This is a genomic window from Flavobacterium indicum GPTSA100-9 = DSM 17447, assembly GCF_000455605.1.
Lineage (GTDB): Bacteria > Bacteroidota > Bacteroidia > Flavobacteriales > Flavobacteriaceae > Flavobacterium > Flavobacterium indicum.
Map to the genome: position 1 here is coordinate 2,482,062 of NC_017025.1, position 23,989 is coordinate 2,506,050.

24 protein-coding genes and 8 tRNA genes are annotated in these 23,989 nt (G+C 30.1%); 16 read left to right on the forward strand and 16 right to left on the reverse strand.

The genetic code is table 11. The features are described 5' to 3' along the window. Positions 1-48: 48 nt before the first annotated feature. Positions 49-2,481 (reverse strand): DUF5916 domain-containing protein, encoded by a 2,433-nt coding sequence (locus tag KQS_RS11505; RefSeq protein WP_014389355.1) that lies wholly within the window; start codon positions 2,479-2,481, stop codon positions 49-51. Between the two features lie 240 nt (positions 2,482-2,721). Between KQS_RS11505 and KQS_RS11510 the strand changes: the two genes are divergently transcribed. Next, positions 2,722-3,468 (forward strand): murein L,D-transpeptidase catalytic domain family protein, encoded by a 747-nt coding sequence (locus KQS_RS11510; protein ID WP_014389356.1) that lies wholly within the window; start codon positions 2,722-2,724, stop codon positions 3,466-3,468. On the opposite strand, the gene KQS_RS11515 is transcribed toward KQS_RS11510, so the two are convergent. From KQS_RS11515 to KQS_RS11565, 12 genes are all read right to left on the reverse strand, one after another. Then, positions 3,457-5,052, reverse strand: coding sequence for a L,D-transpeptidase family protein (locus KQS_RS11515; RefSeq protein ID WP_014389357.1), 1,596 nt, complete (start codon positions 5,050-5,052; stop codon positions 3,457-3,459). The genes KQS_RS11510 and KQS_RS11515 overlap by 12 nt on opposite strands. Positions 5,053-5,155: 103 nt before the next feature. Further along, positions 5,156-5,701 carry a hypothetical protein gene (locus KQS_RS11520; RefSeq protein WP_014389358.1) on the reverse strand — a complete coding sequence of 182 codons (546 nt, stop codon included), beginning with the start codon at positions 5,699-5,701 and terminating at the stop codon, positions 5,156-5,158. Next, positions 5,698-6,036 (reverse strand): hypothetical protein, encoded by a 339-nt coding sequence (locus KQS_RS11525; RefSeq protein ID WP_014389359.1) that lies wholly within the window; start codon positions 6,034-6,036, stop codon positions 5,698-5,700. The genes KQS_RS11520 and KQS_RS11525 overlap by 4 nt, the downstream gene beginning before the upstream one ends. Beyond that, a complete protein-coding gene (locus KQS_RS11530; RefSeq protein WP_014389360.1) occupies positions 6,033-6,419 on the reverse strand; it encodes a hypothetical protein in 387 nt (128 codons plus the stop codon). The genes KQS_RS11525 and KQS_RS11530 overlap by 4 nt, the downstream gene beginning before the upstream one ends. A 10-nt stretch (positions 6,420-6,429) precedes the next feature. After that, entirely contained in the window at positions 6,430-6,699 is a 270-nt protein-coding gene (locus tag KQS_RS11535; protein ID WP_014389361.1) for a YtxH domain-containing protein, read from the reverse strand. Between the two features lie 14 nt (positions 6,700-6,713). Next, a complete protein-coding gene (locus KQS_RS14455; protein ID WP_014389362.1) occupies positions 6,714-6,866 on the reverse strand; it encodes a lmo0937 family membrane protein in 153 nt (50 codons plus the stop codon). Between the two features lie 10 nt (positions 6,867-6,876). Further along, positions 6,877-7,518, reverse strand: coding sequence for a porin family protein (locus KQS_RS11540; RefSeq protein WP_014389363.1), 642 nt, complete (start codon positions 7,516-7,518; stop codon positions 6,877-6,879). Positions 7,519-7,743: 225 nt separating this feature from the next. Beyond that, positions 7,744-9,522 (reverse strand): ATP-binding protein, encoded by a 1,779-nt coding sequence (locus KQS_RS11545; protein WP_014389364.1) that lies wholly within the window; start codon positions 9,520-9,522, stop codon positions 7,744-7,746. A 1-nt stretch (position 9,523) separates the two neighbouring features. Further along, on the reverse strand, positions 9,524-9,970 hold the full coding sequence (locus tag KQS_RS11550; RefSeq protein ID WP_014389365.1) for a response regulator: 447 nt from the start codon (positions 9,968-9,970) through the stop codon (positions 9,524-9,526). A gap of 5 nt (positions 9,971-9,975) precedes the next feature. Further along, entirely contained in the window at positions 9,976-10,533 is a 558-nt protein-coding gene (locus KQS_RS11555; protein ID WP_014389366.1) for a helix-turn-helix domain-containing protein, read from the reverse strand. 34 nt (positions 10,534-10,567) lie between these two features. Further along, the gene (locus tag KQS_RS11560) at positions 10,568-11,680 is read right to left on the reverse strand and encodes an AI-2E family transporter (protein ID WP_014389367.1); all 1,113 of its coding nucleotides are present in this window, start codon (positions 11,678-11,680) and stop codon (positions 10,568-10,570) included. A gap of 79 nt (positions 11,681-11,759) precedes the next feature. Continuing rightward, a complete protein-coding gene (locus tag KQS_RS11565; RefSeq protein WP_014389368.1) occupies positions 11,760-12,203 on the reverse strand; it encodes a GNAT family N-acetyltransferase in 444 nt (147 codons plus the stop codon). A gap of 142 nt (positions 12,204-12,345) precedes the next feature. On the opposite strand from KQS_RS11565, the gene KQS_RS11570 reads away from it, so the two are divergent. The 8 genes from KQS_RS11570 (at position 12,346) to KQS_RS11610 (ending at position 13,776) form a co-directional block, all read left to right on the forward strand. Continuing rightward, a tRNA-Gly gene (locus KQS_RS11570) sits at positions 12,346-12,418 on the forward strand. A 29-nt stretch (positions 12,419-12,447) separates the two neighbouring features. Beyond that, positions 12,448-12,520, forward strand: a tRNA-Gly gene (locus KQS_RS11575). Between the two features lie 94 nt (positions 12,521-12,614). Then, positions 12,615-12,699 (forward strand) — tRNA-Gly (locus KQS_RS11580). A 94-nt stretch (positions 12,700-12,793) separates the two neighbouring features. Continuing rightward, positions 12,794-12,878, forward strand: a tRNA-Gly gene (locus tag KQS_RS11585). A 95-nt stretch (positions 12,879-12,973) separates the two neighbouring features. Next, positions 12,974-13,058, forward strand: a tRNA-Gly gene (locus tag KQS_RS11590). Between the two features lie 273 nt (positions 13,059-13,331). After that, a tRNA-Gly gene (locus KQS_RS11600) sits at positions 13,332-13,413 on the forward strand. 99 nt (positions 13,414-13,512) lie between these two features. After that, a tRNA-Gly gene (locus KQS_RS11605) sits at positions 13,513-13,597 on the forward strand. 96 nt (positions 13,598-13,693) lie between these two features. Further along, a tRNA-Gly gene (locus KQS_RS11610) sits at positions 13,694-13,776 on the forward strand. Between the two features lie 468 nt (positions 13,777-14,244). Here KQS_RS11610 and pepE read toward each other — a convergent pair. Beyond that, positions 14,245-14,952: a dipeptidase PepE gene (gene pepE, locus KQS_RS11625; protein WP_014389370.1), complete on the reverse strand. Its 708-nt coding sequence runs from the start codon at positions 14,950-14,952 to the stop codon at positions 14,245-14,247. 88 nt (positions 14,953-15,040) lie between these two features. On the opposite strand from pepE, the gene KQS_RS11630 reads away from it, so the two are divergent. The 6 genes from KQS_RS11630 to KQS_RS11655 all read left to right on the forward strand — a co-directional run bounded on the left by KQS_RS11630 (position 15,041) and on the right by KQS_RS11655 (position 20,714). Further along, positions 15,041-15,835 carry a hypothetical protein gene (locus tag KQS_RS11630; protein WP_014389371.1) on the forward strand — a complete coding sequence of 265 codons (795 nt, stop codon included), beginning with the start codon at positions 15,041-15,043 and terminating at the stop codon, positions 15,833-15,835. Continuing rightward, positions 15,828-16,328, forward strand: a complete 501-nt coding sequence (locus tag KQS_RS11635; protein WP_014389372.1) for a DUF6702 family protein — start codon at positions 15,828-15,830, stop codon at positions 16,326-16,328. Before KQS_RS11630 ends, KQS_RS11635 begins: the two co-directional genes overlap by 8 nt. A 23-nt stretch (positions 16,329-16,351) precedes the next feature. Then, a complete protein-coding gene (locus tag KQS_RS11640) occupies positions 16,352-18,622 on the forward strand; it encodes a M1 family metallopeptidase (protein ID WP_014389373.1) in 2,271 nt (756 codons plus the stop codon). A 123-nt stretch (positions 18,623-18,745) separates the two neighbouring features. Then, complete coding sequence (locus KQS_RS11645) at positions 18,746-19,078, forward strand: Sec-independent protein translocase subunit TatA/TatB (RefSeq protein WP_014389374.1); 333 nt, start codon at positions 18,746-18,748, stop codon at positions 19,076-19,078. Positions 19,079-19,108: 30 nt separating this feature from the next. Beyond that, entirely contained in the window at positions 19,109-19,672 is a 564-nt protein-coding gene (locus KQS_RS11650) for a phosphatase PAP2 family protein (protein ID WP_014389375.1), read from the forward strand. Then, positions 19,656-20,714 carry an acyltransferase family protein gene (locus tag KQS_RS11655; protein WP_014389376.1) on the forward strand — a complete coding sequence of 353 codons (1,059 nt, stop codon included), beginning with the start codon at positions 19,656-19,658 and terminating at the stop codon, positions 20,712-20,714. The genes KQS_RS11650 and KQS_RS11655 overlap by 17 nt, the downstream gene beginning before the upstream one ends. On the opposite strand, the gene KQS_RS11660 is transcribed toward KQS_RS11655, so the two are convergent. Then, the gene (locus KQS_RS11660) at positions 20,698-21,339 is read right to left on the reverse strand and encodes an O-methyltransferase (RefSeq protein ID WP_014389377.1); all 642 of its coding nucleotides are present in this window, start codon (positions 21,337-21,339) and stop codon (positions 20,698-20,700) included. The two genes, KQS_RS11655 and KQS_RS11660, sit on opposite strands and share 17 nt — an antisense overlap. Positions 21,340-21,492: 153 nt before the next feature. Here KQS_RS11660 and rlmN point away from each other — a divergent pair, with 153 nt between their 5' ends. Beyond that, positions 21,493-22,533, forward strand: coding sequence for a 23S rRNA (adenine(2503)-C(2))-methyltransferase RlmN (gene rlmN / locus KQS_RS11665; protein WP_014389378.1), 1,041 nt, complete (start codon positions 21,493-21,495; stop codon positions 22,531-22,533). On the opposite strand, the gene KQS_RS14070 is transcribed toward rlmN, so the two are convergent. After that, positions 22,530-23,960 (reverse strand): trypsin-like peptidase domain-containing protein, encoded by a 1,431-nt coding sequence (locus KQS_RS14070; RefSeq protein ID WP_014389379.1) that lies wholly within the window; start codon positions 23,958-23,960, stop codon positions 22,530-22,532. The two genes, rlmN and KQS_RS14070, sit on opposite strands and share 4 nt — an antisense overlap. Between the last annotated feature and the right edge of the window lie 29 nt (positions 23,961-23,989).

Below are 23,989 nucleotides of genomic sequence, written 5' to 3' on the forward strand. Positions count from 1 at the left end.
TTTTTTGATGCAATTAAGAAAATATTATTAACGAAAAGATTTTAGGAGTTACGATTTACCTACCCAATGTTTTGCTTGATTATAATCAATAAAATAACGAACGCTAACTGAAAATGCATGATTCAACATATCCTGATTCATTATACTTTTTACATTATTAGAAAAGTTTTTGACAATTGTTCTATTAAAATCTGCTGCATTATTTCGATACAAAATCGTCATTTGACTTCCCGGAGCAAACCACCAACTATAAGACAAATCAAAATTCCAAAGATTTAAATTAGAATTCTTATTTTCGTTATACACATATTCTTCCACTTTTCCATTTTCAAGTAGTCGGTAAGTAGATTTGTTATCTGCGAAAGACCAATAATGACGTAGATTCAATTTAAAGTTCATTCTTGAATTAATGGAATATTTCCCTTCCATTCCATTCTCAATTGTTTGTTTATCCCTTCTGGCGTATACAATTTCATCGCCATCTAAATCAATCCACCCTAATTCGTTTTTATCCACATTGTACGACAGATTGTAAATGAACATCAATTTATTGCTAAATCGGTATCGAGGACTTATAGAAACACCCGAAAACCACCAACCTTTTTGCTCTGCAAAACCGTACCAAGGATTAATATCAAAAGCAAATTTATTGTTGTAATTTGTTGATATCCAACCAGAAGTATTGTAATATTTTGGATAAACCGTATAACGACCCTCTACCCTAGCGTCATAGTAATCGTACACATCAAACATTCTTGCAGTAACATTAAACCCTGCTGCATGATTTTTTTTATTAGTTACACTCATGTTAAAATTCAAACTTTGCTCTTGCAAATAATTGGAATCATTATTGAATTGTGAATACCAATTTAAATTCATTCGAAACGAATTCATTTTTTGTGTAGGTTGAAGAATTCTGTAACTTATATTTCCACTTAATGAATAATAATTCGTTTGAAAATTAACCCCCAAATCATTGTTATCAAAATCTTTTGAAACATAATTTCCGCCTATACTGTATCTTATTTTACCTGATGTTTCAGCCAGATACAATTCGCTTACAAAACCTTTTTTATTAGCTAAATCTCCAAATTCATTTACATAACTATACTTTAAAGCTCCATTTGCATTATAGGTGTTTTTTTTCGTATTTAAGTCAAAAGCCAAAGCAGAAACATTGGCATCACGAAATTCGCCATCACGAGTAACATTAGTATTTACTAATGAAATAGAAGAGTTTTGATTAAAACGTTGGTCTAATACGGTAATATTATAATTTGCAATTGGCTCAACAGTAACAGATCTAAATTCGTTAGTAAGCGAATTTTGAACCGTAACATCCGTTTTTTCAGTTACAGCATTTAAAACGCCAACCCCTAATCCGCCTTTTGTCCTACCAGAAACTTTTAATGCATTCAATAGTTTTACACTAGATGGATATTCAGTTACTTCTTCATTTTCACTTAATTCTGGATATGTTGATGGAGCGCCACCAATTCTTCTTGAGTAAAACAATCCCGCTTTATTAAACAAATCAGTACCTTCTGTAAAAAAAGGTCTGTTCTCGTTAAATACTTGTTCAAACGGACCTAGATTTAAAATTTTATTATCAAACTTTGTTTGTCCAAAATCCGGAATTAACACTGCATCCAAAGTAAACGCATCAGACAAACCATATTTCAAGTCCATTCCACCTTTTATAGTTCCTTGTGCTTTTTCATTAGGTAAACTATTTAAATAATAAGAAGCATAAGGTATTAAAAACAAACGTGTTGGTGTTTCAATATTTTCTATTCCTTCTAATAAGCCTGCTTGTTGTGTAAAAGCACCAATTCTATTATCTACTTTATTCCAAGTATATTTGTAACGCAATCTTCGTACTTCCCTAAAAAAGTTAATCCCCCACACTTGTTTATCTGCTTTTGAAAATCGGATAGCTGCATATGGAATTTTCATTTCAACTTGCCAACCATTATTCGTAATTCGAGCTTCACTCATCCAAATGGCATCCCAAGAATAATCTTCACCACCTTGAGTTGTTCTTACACAATCGGCTTGACCGTTGGCAGCATTAACAAAAAAACTATATTCTTGTTGACCATCATTAAAACCATTGATAAAAATTCCAAAAAAGTCGGAAGTTCCAAAATTATCTCGTTCTGTTATTTCCTTTAAAATTTTATCAGGATGTGAATCATATAAAGTTGCTGCCACATATAGAGCGTGATCGTCGTATAGAATTTTCACTTCTGTTTTAAGAGAATCGGGTTCTGGCATACCATTATTGGGTTCAAAACCAAAAAATTGATTTGCAACGGGAACATTTACCCAAGCTTCTTCATCAAATTTTCCGTCTAATTTAATATCACTTTGCAAACGCTTGGCTTGAAGTTTCTTCTTTTCAATAACCACTTGAGCATCTTGACCAAAAGAACACAAGAATCCAGAAATAATAAAACATAAAGTATAAAAAGTTTTCATTTTTTGATTGTTGATTGTGTTATTCGTAGCTATTACTCCTGTTTTGTTTCATTTTTTAACAGTAGAACAAAAATATTAACTTTTTTTTAAGCATTTAGCAATCTGAACACCGATGAAAAAACTATAAAAAAATCGATGAAATGCATTTTTTTTCGTTAAAAAACATAAAAAAATTTTTTTTATTCAAATTAATATCTATATTTGGCAACAACAATAACACAATTAACAAATAGAATACCAATGAGTTACAAATTTTTACCACTTCTTTTTTTAGGCTTTTTAGCATTTAAACCAGCTGTAAAAGCAGTAAAAACGACGAATAATGTAAATGATTCTGTAAAAATTATAGAAAACAACAGACTATTAGCAGAAAATAAAGAAATTAACTTTGAGGTACTATCTAAAAATGTTTTTAATTCAATAAATAAAGGAGCATACTCATTACCATCATTAGAAAGTTTTACTAAAGCTTTTGAAGGTTATGAGCAATTAAAAAAATTAGGCAAAGTTAAAAATGAAGTGTTGACTATTATTGATTTTAGTTTATCTTCTACAAAAGAAAGAATGTGGGTTATTGACATGACCACTCAACGTGTAATATTACAATCATTAGTTTCACATGGAATGAATTCAGGAACTGAATATGCAAAATCTTTTTCTAACGAGAACAATTCTCATAAAAGCAGCTTAGGTTTTTATTTAACTGGAGAAACTTACAATGGAAAACACGGTCTTTCAATGAAATTAGATGGTCAAGAATTTGGTGTAAATCACAATGCAAGAGAAAGAGCAGTTGTTGTACACGGTGCTGAATATGTAAACAAAAATTTAATCAAGACTCAAGGATATATAGGAAGAAGTCAGGGTTGTCCTGCAGTACCTACGCACTTGACCAAAAAACTTATTGATATTACAAAAAATAAATCGGTTTTATATATTCATCATCCATCAAGAATTTACATGAACAAAAGTTCATTAACTTCTTAATTTAGCATAAACCCCAAGATCTAAATTATATATATCATCTCTAAACTGCAATCCGTTTGTATTTGTCCAACATGTCCAGTACAGTTGATGAATATAAATGGATTGTTTTACTTTTATCATATAAGTATCTTTTTTAGAAATAATTTTATCTATTTCTTTTCCATCTTTCCATCGATCACCGTCTTGACTGGATAAAATTTGCTTTGCTAGTTCAACTGGATTTTCCACTCTAACACAACCCGAGCTTAATGCTCTATAATTGTACGCAAACATTTCTCTGTGATTTGTATCGTGTAAATACACCAAATGGCTGTTTGGGAAATTAAACTTAACTAAACCAAGTGAATTATTGTAACCAGGATCTTGTACATACCTATAGTTATTTGGTTTGTTTGGATTCCAGCTTTGCGGTGAGACTAATTGATTTTTTGAATTATAAATTTTTATTCTACTTCTTGAAAAATAACCTCTATTTTTTGCAGCATCCACCGCTAAATCTTCTTTAATAATGGTTGGAGGAACCGTCCATGTTGGATTTATAACAAAATTTGACAATTTTGAAGACAATACAGGAGTCATTCGCTTAGGTCTTCCAACTACAACTTTTCTTTCTGCAACGGTATCATTATCTATTACATAATGCAACTTAAATTCCGGTAAATTTACAATAATGTACTGTTTCCCTAAATCTTTTGGATACCATCTCCACCGTTCCAAATTGGCTAAAATTTGTTGTTTTCTTGTTTCTTTTGTAAAATTTAAAGCTTTGATTGTTCCTGCCCCAATAACTCCATCAGCTAATAATCCGTGTCTCGATTGAAAACGTTTAACTGCTTTAAAAGTAATGGTATCATATACTCCCGTAAGAACTGAATCTTTTCTTTTATAATCGTTCCAAAAAATCAATCGTTCCTTTATTTTTTTAACCACAGAAGTTGTATCATTCAATACGATTTTTTTACTAAATCGGATAGAATCAAACTTTGAATTTGGATATTTTTCAATATCAATTAAAGCTTGTCGAAGCATTTTATATTGCCAATGCTTTGGAAGCAATCCTTTGAGTGTGGTTGCTACTTTTTTACTAGGAATTGCTTCCACTAATAAATTTGAAACGGCTAATTTTTTTTCAAACAAATCCCAATTTGGTGCTACTTCCTTAGGATTTACCTTTCCTTTATAAAAATGTGTTGCAAGTTTTTCAAAAGTTTCCGTTAGTAATACATCATAGGCCAACAATTCCTCTTTTTCTAATAAATCTCTTTTGATTTCAATATTATATATTTTTGTCAAATTATAATCATCAGGGTTTAAACCTTCAGATTTACAATTCTCTATTTGCGCAATTAAGTCTTCTCTATTTTCGCGATCATACCAAATTTCATAATTTTTAAATTTACGATAATAAGCCTGAACACTGTCGGATTGACTTTCAAGTAAATCTTGAGGCATAACATGTATTGTGACATTCCTAACCGTATCTACAATATCATGTTGCGCAAAAAGAACCTCTTTGTTTTCCTCTTTTTTACAAGAAAAAAATCCTAATACGATTAACAAAATAATTGAAATGGTGTGCTTCATAAGTAGTGCAAATGTATTACAATTTTTTTCTTGTTAAAATTATTGTCTTTTAATTTTCATAACATTCTGTTTACTAAAATAGTAAAGTATAAATATATGAAAATTATAATTTAAATCCATAAGCTAAACGAAGTGAAACAATTCCTAAACCATTTTCAACTACATTATTTCGAATAATAGGAAAATCATTAAAATTTTCGTACTTAAGACTAATATCAATTTTATTTGTTGCATAACCTATACTTGGACTCCATAAAAATGAAGTTTTATCATAATTGTTAGTTACTGCAAAAGCGGCACCAGCTTCACCCATCAAATAAAATTTATCTTTTAAAACAAAAGCCTTAAAACCTAATTTTGCAGGAATATAACCTAAGTCATTAGCTCCACCTTCTACAAATAAATTAGTAAAACCAGTGGTTAGAGTTAAGGATGTTTTTTTAGTAAAATCATACTGAATTCTTGCATCAGCACCCAAACTCATTTCATACGGATTTTGAAGTGGTGCTCCGGCATTTAGTCCAAAACCTAGACGAAATCCTTGGTCGTAATTTTCAACAGGTTGCTGTTCTTGCGCAATTACAAAATTAACTTGAAACAAAAAGGCACTTAGAACGATAAGTCCTTTTAAAACGATTCTTTTTTTCATGGCGTATGTTTATTTAAAATTTTGTTGACTAATTGATTTACTAGTAATTCAGCTCCATATCCTAAAGCATTTTTATAGACACTTTTAGAATTTCCTGAAATAATTTTCTGCGTTAAAATCCCAATAATTGAAGGCAAAAGATTCTTGAATTGCAATGGTTCTTTTATGCTTGTTGAAATCCAGCTTGAAAAGGAATTTTTTAAAATAGTTGAAGGATAAATTTCTTCTTTAAACTGATTAATTTCAGATTTTAATTCCTGATAATCAACAGCATTTTTACTTTTAATCAACTCAATTGCGAAATTTAATTGGTCAATGGGTTGCTCCGTTTTCATGATTTATTATTTTGATTTTGTTTAATTATAGCATTTAATTCTGAATGGCTTACAAATTGATTAATGATCCAATTTTTAAAATATTTATTCATTATGGTTTTCTTAAATACTAATAATAAAATGGCTAAAACAAAGTAAAAAGAGGCTACCAAACAAAATCCCAAGGCCAAATCATTTAATTTTTGACCAACCCAAAGACTAACTCCAAAATTAATTAATACGAAAAAAAAACACACTACCACAACCAAAATAAAACCAAAACCCAAAGCAGCAAAGAGTTCTGACGATTTTTTTACAGTCTGTAAGCAAACCAACTTTAAACTAGACTTTGCATAGTTTTCCGCTTTTTGATAAAGTTCGTTAGTTGTTGTTTTCTCTTCCATATTATTTATTTTAAATACCTAAAACTTTATTTTCTAAGTCATTTCTTTTTGCTTCATTCGAAACTACCTCATCAACTTTTGAAGCAACTTCCTCTGATTTATTGTCTAACTTATTCAAAATTGCTGTCAATTGAGCCTTAAAATTATCTGTTACATCATTACCTTTATCTACAATTTTTTTTCTAGTGTTACTTCCCTTGTCTGGCGCAAAAAGCACTCCTAATACTGCTCCTACAGCTATTCCGCCGAGAACTCCAATAACTAAATCTTTTGTTTTCATATTATAATAATTTTTTAAATTTTCTTCCCTTTTATTACTCTTAACACTATAGCAATCACGGCAAGTACCAATAAAACATGTATTAAAGCTGTGGTACTGTACACAAAAAATCCGATAGCCCATAAAATAACTAATACTATTGCGGCTATGTATAATAAATCTTCCATAGCTAACTTTTTAAAATTTTATTGTCGCATAAATATTTAACACACTGTTTTTACCATTAGGAAATGTATATGTTGTTCCAGCGTAATTTTGTTCTTTTCCAACTTTAGTAAGTCCATAATTATAACGAACACCAATTCCAAAATTTCCTAAATCGATACCAGTACCCAAAGCTAACCCTGCATCTATTGTATTTAAGTCACTTTTATCTATGTTTTGCTCAAAATTAAAAGTTGCATTTGTTGACTCATTAGTAATTTTTGCATCAACTAAAAAAGCAGCATAGGGTCCAAAATGGATGTTGAAGCCAGGCAAAATAGTTGCTTTCAATAATACCGGAACTTCAATATAATTTAAACGGTATTTTGTAGTTCCTGATACCAATAAATTATCATACGTAACCTCCGCTCCTTTTACAGTATAACTTACTTCTGGTTGTAGGGATACATTTTTAGACAAAGGCAAATCAAAGAACAAACCGGCATTAAATCCTGTTAAAACATTTTCATCATCTACATCATCTACATACAAATTAGATAAGTTTATCCCTCCTTTAAAACCCACTTTTGCATTTGGAGTTGAATTGTCTTGTGCACTCATTAATAATCCTATCAACAAGGCTAATACTGTTGTTGCTTTTCTACTACTTTTCATAACTTTTACTTTTTTAAACTAACAATACAAAGTTGCAACTGAAAGAAAAATAATAGGTTACATTAATTTTGTTGTTTTTTACAAAATACACATTTCAAACCATCATTCTTTTTCTAATCAGCTTACCTTACAAAGTTGAGGCCTTTTAAAGAAGTTTGTCTTACAGATTTTAAATAAAGATTTACAAAATTTACACCACAAAAAAAGCCTCATTTCTGAGACTTTTTAAACTGGTAAAAAAAACGTAAATGTAGCTCCTAGATCAGGTTCTCCTTTCGCTATTATATAGCCTTTATGATTGTCAATAATCTTTTTACATATAGCCAAACCGATTCCTGTTCCTTGATACTCTTCTTTATTATGAAGTCTATTAAATAATATAAATATTTTTTCAGCATATTGTTGTTCAAATCCAATACCATTGTCTATAAACTGAAATTTATAAAAATAACCCGTTAAATTTAATGGCAACAAATTTTCCTCTTCCGCATTTACTTTTGTGTATTTAATTTGGATTTCTGGTGAACTATTGGGTTTTCTATATTTAATTGAATTTGAAATTAAATTGGTAAACATTTGTTGAATTTGAAAAGGAATTACATTTACAATTGGTAATTTATCAGCGATAATTTTTGTGTTTGTTTTTTCAATTTCTTGCGATAATTCAACTGTTGATTGATTTAAAAGCTCATTTAAATCTGACAGTTCAAATACTTTTTCTGTTTTATTGGTTCGGGAAAATTGCAATAAATCGTCAATTAACAAACGCATTCTGGTAGCTGCAGATTTAATTCGTTCCAGATACGCTTTGCCATTATCTGATAAACTATGTTTCTCTTTTTCATCTAAACGAGAAATAAAAGTTTGAATTTTTCGCAATGGCTCTTGTAAATCGTGACTGGCAACATAATTAAATGCTTCTAATTCGCGATTATTTCGTTCCAATTCTCTATTTCTATCTTCAATTTGATTGTTTATATTTCGTTCTTCAGTTATATCGATAGTGGTACCAACTATACTGTTTTTACCATTTCTATTTACTAATTTACCAACTGCTTTTCTATACCTAATTTCTCCATCTTTTTTTACAATTCTATAAGTAAATGAATCAACTTTTTGATTGTTTTTCATTTTTTGAATTTGTTCATTTACAAAGTCTTTATCATCTGGATGTACAAATTGAGCATAATTTTCATTATTAGGTTGAAATGCATCTTTTTCAACACCCAACATTTTAAACATATTATCAGAATAATACATTTTATCTTCAACTAAATCCCAATGCCAGCTCCCGTAATTACCAACTTCTTCTGCCAAATTTGAAATTTCATTTGATATAACTAAATCATTATTCTTCGTTTTAATTTCTTGTAAGTCTTTGTTAATTCGTACAAAAGCCAATGAAACTATTGCCAATGTTATTAATTGTGTAACATAGAGTATAATTGGAGTAAAAGCTAACGCATTATTATTTTCTTCTTGTCGCTCTTTTAGCACTTTTATTTCTAAATTAATCATTTCATAAATTTTGATTTTTAAATCATGAATAATTTTTTTAGAAGCTAATAGATTCATTTTTAGATCTACATCTGTTAAAATTGCTTTAGACTCACGACTATAATCCTCAATGAAGTTATACTGTTTATTAATCAAATCTTTTAATTGAAGAATATTTTTCTGTTGATTCACATTGCCTCTTGTTTGCAAATCAATAATATACATTGTTTTTTCAACTTTTAACTTAGAAACAGTCATCATTTCTAAATCTGTTTTATCCTGAGTTAAAATATAATCCCTCCTTGCTACTTCTAGCTCCTTAATGTAAGTAAATAACTTTTCTAAATTTAAAGAAACGTCATAGGAATGAGTTACCCATTTTGAAGAATTGTTTAAAACCAATAAATGCTTGTAAGTCATTGCCGAGATAAAAAATATTACAGCCACTGATACTACAAACACCACACGTAAAAAAACAGGCGATTTAGGAAATGTGAAATTTTTCATTTTACATGCGTAATAAAAAATTATCTTTATTTAAACCAGAAGTATGGTATTGCCAATTTATTGTTACCACATCTGACAATACTTTTTTTAAAGCTGCAAAATCATTTGGTTTTTTAATGTAAATATTTGCTCCACTTATAAAGGTTTCTTCAATATCTTGTTCTGAAGAAGAGGTTGAATAAATGGCAATGGCAATATCTTTAAACTTATTGTTTTGCTTTATTTCGTGTAAACATTCAATTCCGCCTTTTCTAGGCATGTTTAAATCCAAAAATAATACCTGAGGAAGTATTGCCTCATCTTTTTGCAAATATTCCATTAATTCAACACCATCATTGAAAGTTTGCACCTTTGTATTTATTTTTATTTCATCAAAAGCATCAGTAAAAAACAAACGATCATCTTCATCATCGTCCGCTAAAATTATATGGATATACTCTTTTTGCATGTTATTTATTTTTTGTTGGCCAATTCTCTTCTTTTAGTTATAATTCTTTGAAATGCTGACGGTGTGATTCCTGTTGTATTTTTAAATTGTGTGCTTAAATGCGCTACACTAGAATAGTTTAATTTATACGCAATTTCTGTTAAACTTAATTTGTCATTTACTATTAACTGTTTGGCATATTCAATCTTTTGAAGAATAATATAATTTTCAATAGATGTATACGTAACTTCTGAAAATAAATTAGACAAATAACCATAACTATGATTTAATTTTTCGGCTAAATAAACCGAGCTTTTAACACCAACAGGTGTGTCTTGAAAAATCATCTCATGAATAGCATCTTTAATTTTTTGTATCAAAATTGTCTTCTGATTTTCAATCACTTCAATTCCATAGTCTTGAAATAAACTAATAATGGCTTGAAGTTTTTCTTCATTTAAATTTTCAAAAAACTCTAATTCTCCAAATCCAGTTACTTGAAATTTCACATCAAATAATTGCAATTTTTCCTCCAATACTTTTTTAGCTAAGGTAGGAATATCAAATTTTAAAAACGCTTTCATAGTTTAAGGTTTAGTGGTAAAGATAACCAAATTTTTAATTTTTATTTGCTCTTATTTCTTTCCAAATCTTCAATCGATGCATAGCATTGCTCTTTAAATGTTCATCTAATGGTTCACCTATCAAAAAACCATAGGGTTTTAAATGTTGCGTATGATCAAAAATTATTTTTAATGAAGCAGTTATAGGCAATGCTAAAACCATTCCTGCTGTCCCCCATAACATTGAAAACAAAACCAAAGCTATAATAGAAACAAATGAATTTACACTTACTTTAGAACCTGTAATTTTGGGTGTAATAAAATTTCCCTCTAAAAATTGAACAAATCCAAACACTCCAATTACGGCAACTGCATACCAAGACGAATCTTTTGTTGCCAAAGCAACTAATGCGGGTAATAACGAACCAATTAAGATTCCTATATAGGGAATAAGTAATAATAATGCTGCTAAAAAACCGAAGAAAAAAGGATTTTCAATTCCCAAAAAAAGTAATCCCAGACTATTAAGCACACCAACTATAAACATTACAGTAAACAACCCTAATAAATAACTTTTTTGAACGTCGTATATCTTTTTTAAAATAGTATTTATAAACCTATTGTTCTTTTTGGGAAACACTTTATAAATAAAAGTTACAAAGAATTTTCTATACAATAAGAAGAAAAAAATGTAAATTGGAATTAAGAACAAATCACTAAGTATACTTCCTGATTGTGTTACAAATTCGCCTATTTTAGAAAAATTGTCCTTTAAAAGAGCTTCTATTTTTAAATTCTTATTTTCTGATGAAAGCAATCCGCTTAAATTATATTTTTTAAAATGAAGTTGAATTTCTTCGTATAACACATTTAATCTTGAGGCATAAATATCCGACTGATCTAAGAAATCTTTTATTTGAAAACAAATAAAATAAAAAACAAAAAAAGTCAAAGAAGCTAATATAAAAAGAGCACTCAAGGCCGACAATACTCTGTTAAATCGTAACTTTCTTTCTAAAAATCGCACCATTGGAAAAACCATTACACTTAAAATAATTGCAATTAATAGAGGAATTAAAAATGCTTGCAACATATATAAAATAAATACAACGGCAATAGTAGCAACTAAACTTGATGCGATCTGTATTGAATTAGTAGTTGTTTTCATTAGTCTTTAATTATACTCGCAAAGTTATTGTCAACTAATAAAAACCTTTTATATTATTTTTGAAGTTTATTATACAATTTTAAGTCAATTGTTTAAACATTAGATAGTGCGACCCAATTTGAGGAATTTCAAATAAAGTACCTTTAATTTGAAATCCATTTTTTTTATAAAAATTAACCGCTTTTTCACGAGCGTTAAACCAAATAACAGTACCTTTTTGAGTATTCACATAAGCTTCTGCTTTATTTAATAAAATGACTCCAAGATTTTTATTTTGATATTCTTTTAATAAAGCCATTCCTCTAATTTGAAACACTTTTCCTTCATTAAAATTAGGATGTTTATTTTCAAAAACGGAAAGCACCCCTACTAAATTATCCTGATCAAACAATCCGAAATGTGTAGTGGAGGGTAATTCATCACCCTCAAAATAACATTCTTCTACCGGTCGATTTGCTCTTAAAACTGGATGACGAACAACAAAAGTTTTATTAAAAGGAATTTTTTTTACGTTAAGATTCATTTTATAAATTTCTAATTTTTAAACAATTATCTTTTTAAGACAGAACCAGGATAAAAATAATTAAAAAAAAGTTATTAAAATATTTGCATGAATAACAATTTTCACTTTATATTTGCACCCACAAAAGAAAAACATCTACCATGCGGAAGTAGCTCAGTTGGTAGAGCGTCAGCCTTCCAAGCTGAATGTCGCGAGTTCGACCCTCGTCTTCCGCTCAAAATTTATTGAAATTACAATCTACCATGCGGAAGTAGCTCAGTTGGTAGAGCGTCAGCCTTCCAAGCTGAATGTCGCGAGTTCGACCCTCGTCTTCCGCTCAAAATTAAAGCCTCATTTTTGAGGCTTTTTTTATTTGCATTATATACTGAATGTCACTTCCTCTTAAAATTTATTGAAATTACAATCTACCATGCGGAAGTAGCTCAGTTGGTAGAGCGTCGGCCTTCCAAGCTGAATGTCGTCTCGTTACGTGTAACGAGATCCCTCGTCTTCCGCTCAAAATTAAAGCCTCATTTTTGAGGCTTTTTTTATTTGCATTATATACTGAATGTCACTTCCTCTTAAAATTTATTGAAATTACAATCTACCATGCGGAAGTAGCTCAGTTGGTAGAGCGTCGGCCTTCCAAGCTGAATGTCGTCTCGTTACGTGTAACGAGATCCCTCGTCTTCCGCTCAAAATTAAAGCCTCATTTTTTGAAGCTTTTTTTATTTGCATTATATACTGAATGTCACTTCCTCTTAAAATTTATTGAAATTACATTCTACCATGCGGAAGTAGCTCAGTTGGTAGAGCGTCAGCCTTCCAAGCTGAATGTCGTCTCGTTACGTGTAACGAGAACCCTCGTCTTCCGCTCAAAATTAAAGCCTCATTTTCTTGAGGCTTTTTTTATTTGCATTATATACTGAATGTCACTTCCTCTTAAAATTTATTGAAATTACAATTTACCATGCGGAAGTAGCGCAGTTGGTAGAGCGTAGCCTTCCAAGCTGAATGCCGTCTCGTTACGTGTAACGAGATCCCTCGTCTTCCGCTCAAAATTTAAGCCTCATTTTTGAAGCTTTTTTTATTTGCATTATATACTGAATGTCACTTCCTCTTAAATTTATTGAAATTACAATCTACCATGAGGATGTAGCTCAGTTGGTAGAGCGTCGGCCTTCCAAGCTGAATGTCGTCTCGTTACGTGTAACGAGAACCCTCGTCTTCCGCTCAAAATTTAAGCCTCATTTTCTTGAGGCTTTTTTTATTTGCATTATTTGCTGAATGTCACTTCCTCTTATAATTTATTGAAATTACAATTTACCATGCGGAAGTAGCGCAGTTGGTAGAGCGTCGGCCTTCCAAGCTGAATGCCGTCTCGTTACGTGTAACGAGAACCCTCGTCTTCCGCTCAAAATTTAAGCCTCATTTTTGAAGCTTTTTTTATTTGCATTATATACTGAATGTCACTTCCTCTTAAAATTTATTGAAATTACAATCTACCATGAGGAAGTAGCTCAGTTGGTAGAGCGTCGGCCTTCCAAGCTGAATGCCGTCTCGTTACGTGTAACGAGAACCCTCGTCTTCCGCTCAAAATTTAAGCCTCATTTTTTGAAGCTTTTTTTATTTGCATTATTTGCTGAATGTCGCTTCCGCTCAAAATTTATTAAATGTCAATCTACCATATGGAAGTAGCGCAGTTGGTAGAGCGTCGGCCTTCCAAGCTGAATGTCGTCTCGTTACGTGTAACGAGACCCCTCGTCTTCCGCTCAAAATTAAAGCCTCATTTTCTTGAGGCTTTTTTTATTTGTATTATAAGCTGAATGTCGCTTCCGCTCAAAATTTATTAAATGTCAATCTACCATATGGAAGTAGCGCAGTTGGTAGAGCGTCGGCCTTCCAAGCTGAATGTCGTCTCGTTACGTGTAACGAGATCCCTCGTCTTCCGCTCAATATTAAAGCCTCATTTTCTTGAGGCTTTTTTTATTTGTATTATATACTGAATGTCACTTCCAATCAAAATTAAAGCCTCATTTGTTGAGGCTTTTTTATTAATTTTCTATTTCAAATCACTTAAATCTGATCCTGTTTCAATCTCAACAGGTTGTTTTCCTTTTTGAAACAATCTTGCAGACAAATTCCCTTTTAATGTAATTTTATCTCCCAAAACTTCCAACCAACTACCTTCTCTTAATCCTAAAACGGACTGTGGATTATAATGATGGAATTCATTAATTCGGGTTTCACGCGTTTCTCCCATATGCGTTGATCCTTCTATTGGATCTAAATAATGCGGATTTATATTAAAAGAAACCAAACCTAAAGTTTTAAAACTTGGCGGATATACAATTGGCATATCATTCGTAGTACCCATAGTTAAACCACAAATATTACTCCCAGCACTTGTCCCCAGATAAGGAACCCCTTTATTTACAGCTTTCTCAATAGCATCCAGTAAATTAAATTTATACAACATAGAAACCAACACAAACGTATTGCCGCCACCTGTAAATATAGCTTCTGCATTTTCAACAGCCTCAATTGGGTTTTCAAATTCATGCACTCCTTTAACTTGTATTCCTAAATCTTTAAAAAACACAGCTACTTTAGCGGTATAATCGTCGTGAGAAATTCCACTTGGTCTAGCAAAAGGAACAAAAAGTAAATTCTTAACACCTTGAAAATGATTTTTTAATTCATCTTTTAAATACGCTAGATACCCACTTTCATAAAGTGTAGAAGTACTAGCGATAATGACTTTTTTCATCTTTTTTACATTCAATTATATTCTTAACAAAATTTTATTAGATTCATCAACAGACTTCTTCTATTTTTACAAAAAAAATTAAGAAATATTGAAAATATTCTTCAACATACTAGTATTATTTTTTGCACAATCAATTGTAGCTCAAACAGATTCTATCATAAAAGGTAAAATTATAGTAGAAACAAATGATACTGATGGCGTTACTATTGTAAATCTTACAAACAAAAATACTACTATTTCTGAAAATGGAGGGTATTTTAAAATCAAAGCAAATGTAAATGACACCATTATGTTTAGTGCCATTCATTTAGAAGCAAAAAAACATGTTGTAACTAAAAAAGATTTTGGTTCAAATTTACTTTTCATTAAATTAAAAATACACACCAAACACATTAAAGAAATTATGATTACCAATGGTGATGGAGTAACGGCAGAATCTTTAGGCTTGGTAAAAAAAGGACAAAAACAATATACCCCTGCTGAAAGACGATTAAAAACCGCCTCTGCTTTAGATGGCCAATGGGGATTAAACACGGCATTTAGCATTGACCCTCTCTTTAATTGGCTATCAGGCAGAACCAAACAACTTAAAAAAGAACTCGAAATTGAACGAAAAGAATTTCTACAAGAAAAAATAATTAATAATTTTGAGCGCGATTATATTGTACAAATTCTAAGAATTCCAGAAGAATATGTTGATGGCTTCATTTTCTATATTGTGGAAGACCAAACGTTAATCGATGCTTTAAAAGCTAAAAACAAAACAATGGTATCTTTTAGATTAAGCTATCTGGCAACAGATTATTTGAAATTAAAAGAAAACGAAATTCAGCCAAAAGAAAATAAAAATGAACAACAAATGGAACCTGCTAAAAATGAATAAATTAAAATTAATTTTAATAAGTTTCATTTTCTTAATAAGTACGGCATTTGCCTTACACAAATTCTACATAGGTGTTTTTCAAATTGATTATTTTAAAGAGAAAAAAAGCATCCAAATCACTACTCGTTTATTTATAGATGACTTTGAAAAAGTATTACATAAAAAATTCAACAAACATTTTTATATAACTACAAAAGATGAAGTAGCAGACGCTAACACTTATATTGAAAAATATTTACAAGAAAAACTAAAAATAAAAGTTAACAATAAAATACAAAATTTTAGTTTCCTTTTAAAAGAACAAGAAGACAATGTACTTATTTGTTATTTGAAGATTAAATTTTCCGATAAAATAAAATCTTTAGAAATTACCAACAATGTTCTAATAGAAGAATTTAAAGAACAACAAAATTTAGTACATTTGAATAATAATGGTAACAAAAAAACACTTTTGTTTACTAATGATAATAATAACCAAAAATTAAACTATTAATTCAACGTTTATTAATTTATAAAATGAAAAAGTCTATCTCACTAGCATTTTTAGTTCTTGGCTCAATTACATTTGCTCAAGAAGTTAAAAAAGAGGAATCGAAGAGAGAGCCTGGACATTATGACAAAAATAAATTTAGTCAAATGTACAATGAAATGGCCACTCCAAACATGTACAGATCTGCTTCTGGAGCTCCAGGACCAGCGTATTACCAACAAAAAGCAGATTACAAAATCAATTTAGAGTTAGACGATAAATTAGCTCGCTTGTATGGTAATGAAACGATTACTTATTATAACAATGCTCCTGAATCTCTTGAATATTTATGGTTACAACTAGACCAAAACATCGAAAGAAGAGACAATCAAACGCAATTAATTGACAATAAAACCATTTTTCCTGCCACAAACGGATCCAACTTTGCTAAGACTTATTTAGAATCAGGTTTCGATGGAGGATTTAACATAGAATACGTTAAAGACAGTAAAGGCAATGCAATGAAATATACCATCAATCAAACTATGATGCGTATTGACTTGCCTCAACCATTAAAAAAAGGTGAAAAAGTAAGTTTCTCAATCAAATGGTGGTATAACATTGTTAATTATCAAGGGTCTGCAAACAATGGCCGTTCAGGATATGAACAATTCCCTGATGGAAATCGTTTGTATGTTATGGCACAATTTTACCCAAGAATGTGTGTGTATAACGACGTGGAAGGTTGGCAAAACATGCAATTTTGGGGAAGAAGTGAATTTGCTTTAGCTTTTGGTAATTACGACGTAAGTATTACTGTTCCGGCAGACCATATTATTGAAGGTACAGGAACTTTACAAAATAGAGCTGAAGTTTACACGGCTGAACAAGTTAAAAGATGGGAATTAGCCGAAAAAACATTTGACAAACCGGTTGTTATTGTAACTCAAGAAGAGGCAACTGCAAAAGAAAAAGGATTTTCAAACGAGAAAAAAACTTGGAAGTTTAAAGCAGAAAATGTTCGTGATTTTGGATTTTCAACATCTCGTAAATTTATCTTAGATGCAATGGCAGTTCAAATTGGAAACAACAAACCAATGGCCATTTCTATTTACCCTAAAGAAGCAAATCCTTTATGGGGAGATTTATCTACTAAGGCTGTTGCACATACATTAAGAACCTATTCAAAATATACTTTTGATTACCCTTATCCAAAAGCTGTATCTGTTTCAGCAGAAGATCAAGGTATGGAATACCCAATGATTTGTTGGAACTTTGGTCGTCCTGACGAAACAGGTAAAGTAAGTGACCGAGTTAAATATGGTATGTTAGGGGTTATTATCCACGAAGTTGGACACAATTTCTTCCCGATGATAGTGAATTCAGATGAAAGACAATGGACATGGATGGATGAAGGATTAAACACCTTCTTAGAATATTTAACAGAAATTGAATGGGAAGCTACTTTCCCAGTAGATAGAGGTCCGGCTCGATTAATTGTTCCATACATGAAAGGCAACCAACAGTATTTAGAACCAATTATGAGTCAAGGAGATGTGGTTTACAATTTTGGCGCAAATGCTTATGGAAAACCGGCTACCGGATTAAACATTTTACGTGAAACAATTATGGGGCACGAATTATTTGATCATGCTTTCAAAACGTATGCTAATCGTTGGAAATTCAAACATCCAACTCCTGAAGATTTCTTCAGAACAATGGAAGATGCATCTGCTGTAGATTTAGATTGGTTCTGGAAAGGTTGGTTCTACTCTACTGACTATGTAGATATAGGAATTAAAAGTGTAAAACAATATTATGTTTCTGAAAGTGCAACAAAAGAAAACAAAGAATCATTTAATAGAAGAGGAAGAAGAGTTAGTGGTGACCAAGGTCCTTCTTTATACTTACTTGCAGAAGATTCATCAGATTTAAAAGCAGAAAACAAAAAAGGATTTAAAATTGAAGAAGTTCAATCTCTAAACGAGTATTTAAATAAAAAATATACCGCTGAAGAAAGAAAAGCATTAAAAAATCCGCAATACTTCTATGAAGTTGAATTTGACAAACCAGGCGGAATGATTATGCCAATAATTGCTGAATTACAATTCGAAGACGGAACTTCTGAAGTACATAAATTTCCAGCACAAATTTGGAGAAGAAATAACGAAGTAGCTAAAAGAGTATTTGCAACTGAGAAAAAAGTAGTTAAAATTGTAGTTGACCCTAAATTAGAAACTGCCGACATTGACACGACTAATAATACTTGGCCAAAACAAGAAGCTGCTTCAAAATTTGATCAAATAGAAAAAAAATAAAAATAGTATAAGTTTTTAAAAAAGCGTAATTCATTTGAATTGCGCTTTTTTTGTTAAAAATATTCAAAGTTACAATGGCTAACAAGTAACTTTTATTAACTTTGTGAATCTAAAATTTAATTTATGTTTGGAATAGGCGGAGGAGAATTAGTATTAATTCTAGTAGTTGTATTAATGTTATTCGGTTCAGATAAAATACCTGAAATCGCAAGAACATTAGGCAAAGGTATGGCCCAACTTAAAAATGCAACCAACGAAATTAAACATGAAATTCAAAAAGGAGCTTCAGAAAATGGTTTAGATGTTAATTCTTTGACTGGCGGTATAACTGAAGAAATTGAAAGCGCCAAACAAAGTATGAATAACGCTTTGAATCCCGTTGAATTCCAAAATCCAGTTGAGGAAATAAAAGAAGAATTTGAAAATCTTTCTGGTCCCATAAAACGTCAAATGTAAATCTGACCAAGCTTCTTTTTATTAATATACATGGAAAAAATAATAGCCTTAGACAAACAACTTTTTGTTTTTTTAAATAACTTAGGAAGTGTTCCTTATGACCAATTTTGGTTGTTAATTACCAAACAATTGCATTGGACCCCTTTTTTCCTGGCTTTGGCTTACATTTTATACAAAAAAATTGGAGGTAAAAAATTAGCCTTATTATTTGTAACTATCGCAGTAATGCTTGTTTTTACTGACCAAGTTACTAATCTTGTAAAAGATACTGTACAGCGTTTACGCCCTTGCAATGATTTAGAAATCAAACACCTGATCAGAATTGTAAAATCAAGTGACACTTTCAGTTTTTTCTCTGGGCATGCATCTAATTCAAGTGCATCAATGATGTTGATTTTTCTAATCTTGAGAAGGTATTACAAACACACCTATTTAATTTTTTTATTCCCCCTAATTTTTGCTTACAGTAGAATTTATCTTGGATTACATTTCCCATTAGATATTATAACTGGTTATGCTTTTGGAGCATTGAGTGGATTTTTATTTTATAAAATCTACGAATTAATTATAAAAAAATATGCAACGAATTCCTAATTTAACATCGCTTCGATTTATTTTAGCAATTCTTGTTGTATTGTTTCATATACCAGAATTTTTTGAAAAAAGAGGATTGCCATCCTTTAATAACTTCCCTTTATTTTTAAAAGGAGAAGAATGTGTTTGGATGTTTTTTTCACTAAGTGGCTTCTTGATTATAAAACAATTATACATAGAAAAAACAACTACAAATTCAATTGATTTAAAAAGATTTTTTCTTAATAGAATTTATAGAATTTTTCCTCTTTATTATTTAGTATTGATATATGGCTTTATTCACTATCAAATTATTTTACCTAAACTAGGGTTTCAATTCGAAAATTCATATAATTTATTAGAAGGCATCATCCTTTCGGTTACCTTTTTTTCCAATATTTTTTTAACCTATTCACCAGGTGGAATTTTAGAAATCCTCTGGTCAATTGGTATTGAAGAACAGTTTTACATTATAATAGCTCCATTATTTTTTCTAGTACCATTATCAAAACTTAAGAAAACTCTAATTGCTTTAACTATAATTTATTTACTTCTTTTTTCTTCAAACATTTTACCTTTTTTGAAAGAATATAAAATGTATTTTTTTTATTTTACATTTGGTGGGATTTGCTCAATATATTTTGATAAAATTAATTTCAACAAACTTATTTCAAATCTAATTTATGTAGTTATTTTGATATATCTATTGACTAATTTCTTTAAATACAATTTTAATGAAAATCAATATCATCTATTTAGCATGGTATTATTTAGTTTATTCTTGTCAGCTCTATCAAAGAAACCAATATCGTATCTAAAGAATAAATCATTAAACTATTTAGGCACTATTTCTTATGGTATATACATGTTTCATGCTATTTCAATGCAAATTATTGGTTTTGTATTTTTAAAACTTCAAATAGTGAATAAAATCCCAGATAATCTATATATAGTAAGCTATTCAGTTTTAATTGTAATACTAACCATTTGCATCTCCCATTTCTCGTATAAATATTATGAAACTTATTTTTTAAAATTCAAGAAAACTACTTCACTCTCGTAACGGTTAATCCATCTCTAATAGGCAATAATACCGTTTCTACCCGATCATCTTCATTAATCAATTTATTATAAGCCAATAAAGCATTAGTACTTTTATCATTAGGTTTCACTTCACCTAAAATCTTTCCGCTCCACAACACATTATCCGATAAAATAACCCCGCCTTTATGCATCATTGGAACAATCATTTCAAAGTAATTGTTATAATTTTCTTTATCGGCATCAATAAAAACTAAATCAAATTTTAGATTCAATGTTGGAATAATTTCAAGTGCATTTCCTAAATGTTGTACCAATTGATTTTTATAATCTGAGGCATCAAAGTATTTTTTTTGAAATTCCACTAATTCTTCATTATTATCAATCGTATGAAGTACGCCATCTTCTTGCAAACCTTCAGCTAAACACAAGGCTGCATAACCTGTGTAAGTACCAATTTCCAAAATGGTTTTCGGACGAATAAGTTTAGATAACATACTTAAAACTCTTCCCTGAAAATGCCCACTTAACATTCTAGGTTGCAAAATTTTTTGATGTGTTTCTTTATTTAATTTAGCTAACAATTCGGGCTCAGGTTGTGAATGTTGAGCCACATAATTTTCTAATTCTTCCGAGATAAAATGCATAAGGTAAAATTTTGAAGTACAAAAATACAACTTTCATTAGCAATGGCAATTTCAAAAATCAATAACAAGGATAAAATCAACTTTCAACAAACTTAAAAACTAATTGACACATCGAAAATTGATTAATTGACACATTAATAGTATTTTTGCACCATGCAAACAGAAAAAAGAGACATTCGCGCCTTGACCAAAGAACAATTAAGAGACTTTTTTGTTTCTAATGGAGATAAAGCCTTTCGTGGTAATCAAGTTTATGAATGGTTATGGCAAAAACGTGCCCATTCTTTTGAAGACATGACCAATGTTTCTAAAGAAACCCGCGCCATGCTCGAAGCTAACTTTGTCATCAATCACATAAAAGTAGATACGATGCAACGCAGTGAAGACGGTACCGTAAAAAATGCCGTTCGTTTGCATGATGATTTAATAGTGGAATCGGTTTTAATTCCAACTGAAACAAGAACAACCGCTTGTGTTTCTAGTCAGGTGGGTTGTAGTTTAGATTGCAATTTCTGTGCAACAGCTCGATTAAAACGTATGCGCAATTTAAATCCGGATGAAATTTATGATCAAGTAGCAGCTATAGATAATGAAAGTAGATTGTATTACAACCGTCCGCTTTCTAATATAGTTTTCATGGGAATGGGTGAACCGCTGATGAATTATCCTAATGTCATGAAAGCAATAGAAAAAATTACTTCTCCTGAAGGATTAGGCATGTCACCCAAACGCATTACTGTTTCCACTTCTGGTGTTTCTAAAATGATTAAAAAAATGGCCGATGACGAAGTAAAATTCAAATTAGCTGTTTCCCTTCATTCAGCGGTAGAAGAAATTAGAAATGAAATTATGCCTTTTACAAAGAGTTTTCCACTACCCGAATTAAAAGAAGCATTAGAATATTGGTACAAGAAAACCAAAAGCAAAGTAACCTATGAATATGTAGTTTGGAAAGGCATCAATGACGATAAAAAATCGATCGATGCTTTGGTTAAATTCTGCAAATATGTTCCTTGCAAGGTCAACTTAATTGAATATAATCCAATAGACGACGGTATGTTTCAACAAGCCAGCGAACAAGCCATTAACAATTACATTTCAGCCTTAGAAAAACATGATATTGTGGTAAAAGTTCGAAGAAGTCGAGGCAAAGACATAGATGCTGCTTGCGGACAATTAGCGAATAAGAGTTAATTAATATTTAACATTTTTAAAGCAAAATTAATATCTATTGCAAACCCCAAACCAGAAACATTTTCTTTAGAAATTTTCATTGTATTAATTCCAATAACTTGACCTTTATTATTTAATAATGGACCTCCACTGTTACCTGAATTTATACTTACATCAGTTTGAATAAAATCAACTACATTAATTTTTCTTTTTGCACTAATAATTCCTTTGGTTATTGTTTTATTTAAACTTTTATCGATTGGAGTACCAATTGCAAATACTTCTTCACTGATATTAAATTGCTCTTTACACAATTCAAATGCATCAGTAACTTCTTCAATTTTCAACAATGCTAAATCTACAGATTTATTAATTTTTAAAACCTTAGCTGCAATTTTCTTATTTTTATAAAGGACAAAATTATCGTCTTCACTATCAACAACATGAGCATTTGTTAAAATACAACCGTCTTTTGTGATAAAAAAACCACTACCAAAACCTTTTTCATTTTCAATTGTTACCACATTTTGAGATAGATTATCAATCTTTAACACGCCATTATTACTATTATTTTGAATTAATGGTAATTGAATTTTATCACCAATATTATTTAACAAATAATCCTGTTCAATTTTTTTTAACTCAATTAATAAATCTAAATTTTCACTTAATTTTAATTGAGATTTAAACATGATTTCATGTAAGATCAAATTATAATTATTTTCAAGTCTATCAAATTCAATTATAGTTTCAATTTCCTTTAATTTTGAATTTAAATTATCAACATTGTATAATTCCCAATTTATTTTTGATTTAACTTTACCACTATAATCTCTCAACAAATCTCCTTTCAAATCAAAATACATTTCTTTAATCTTTGGAACAAATATTATCTTAGGACTATGTAAAAATGAATTATCTTGAAAGTATTTAGTCTTTTCAAAATAGAAAGGTATAATATAAGATTCATCAAAAGAATTGAACAATCTTTCTTCTAAATTCTCTGTAAAACCAATTATTCTGTGAATATCTTTGGAACTTAATTTTTTTTCTTTACCATTAATTTTCCCAATAACTTTTTCATTAGTAAAATCAAATATAGGATTTTGAAAACCAATTAAAATCTTATCATTGTTTATGTCATTAAATTTTGCCGAAAGTTGAAAATCGAAAGTGTTTTTTTCAAATTTAACAAAGAACAATTCTTTTAATAATAATGCTTTGCTAAGTTCATTTTTTTTAACAGGTACTATTTCAAAATCAATACTTTTATAACCTTCATGTTTAAGCTTGTAACTACCAATTTGTGTTAAATTTACCTCTAAAGGAGTGTTTCCTATTAATTTATCTTTAAAATAAACTTTAGAATTTTGAGGATTTGAAGTTATTGTAATATTTTGAGATAATATAAAATTACAAAAAAAAAGAAAAACTATATTTTTTAACATAAATTAAGTATTTTCGCAAAAATAAATAT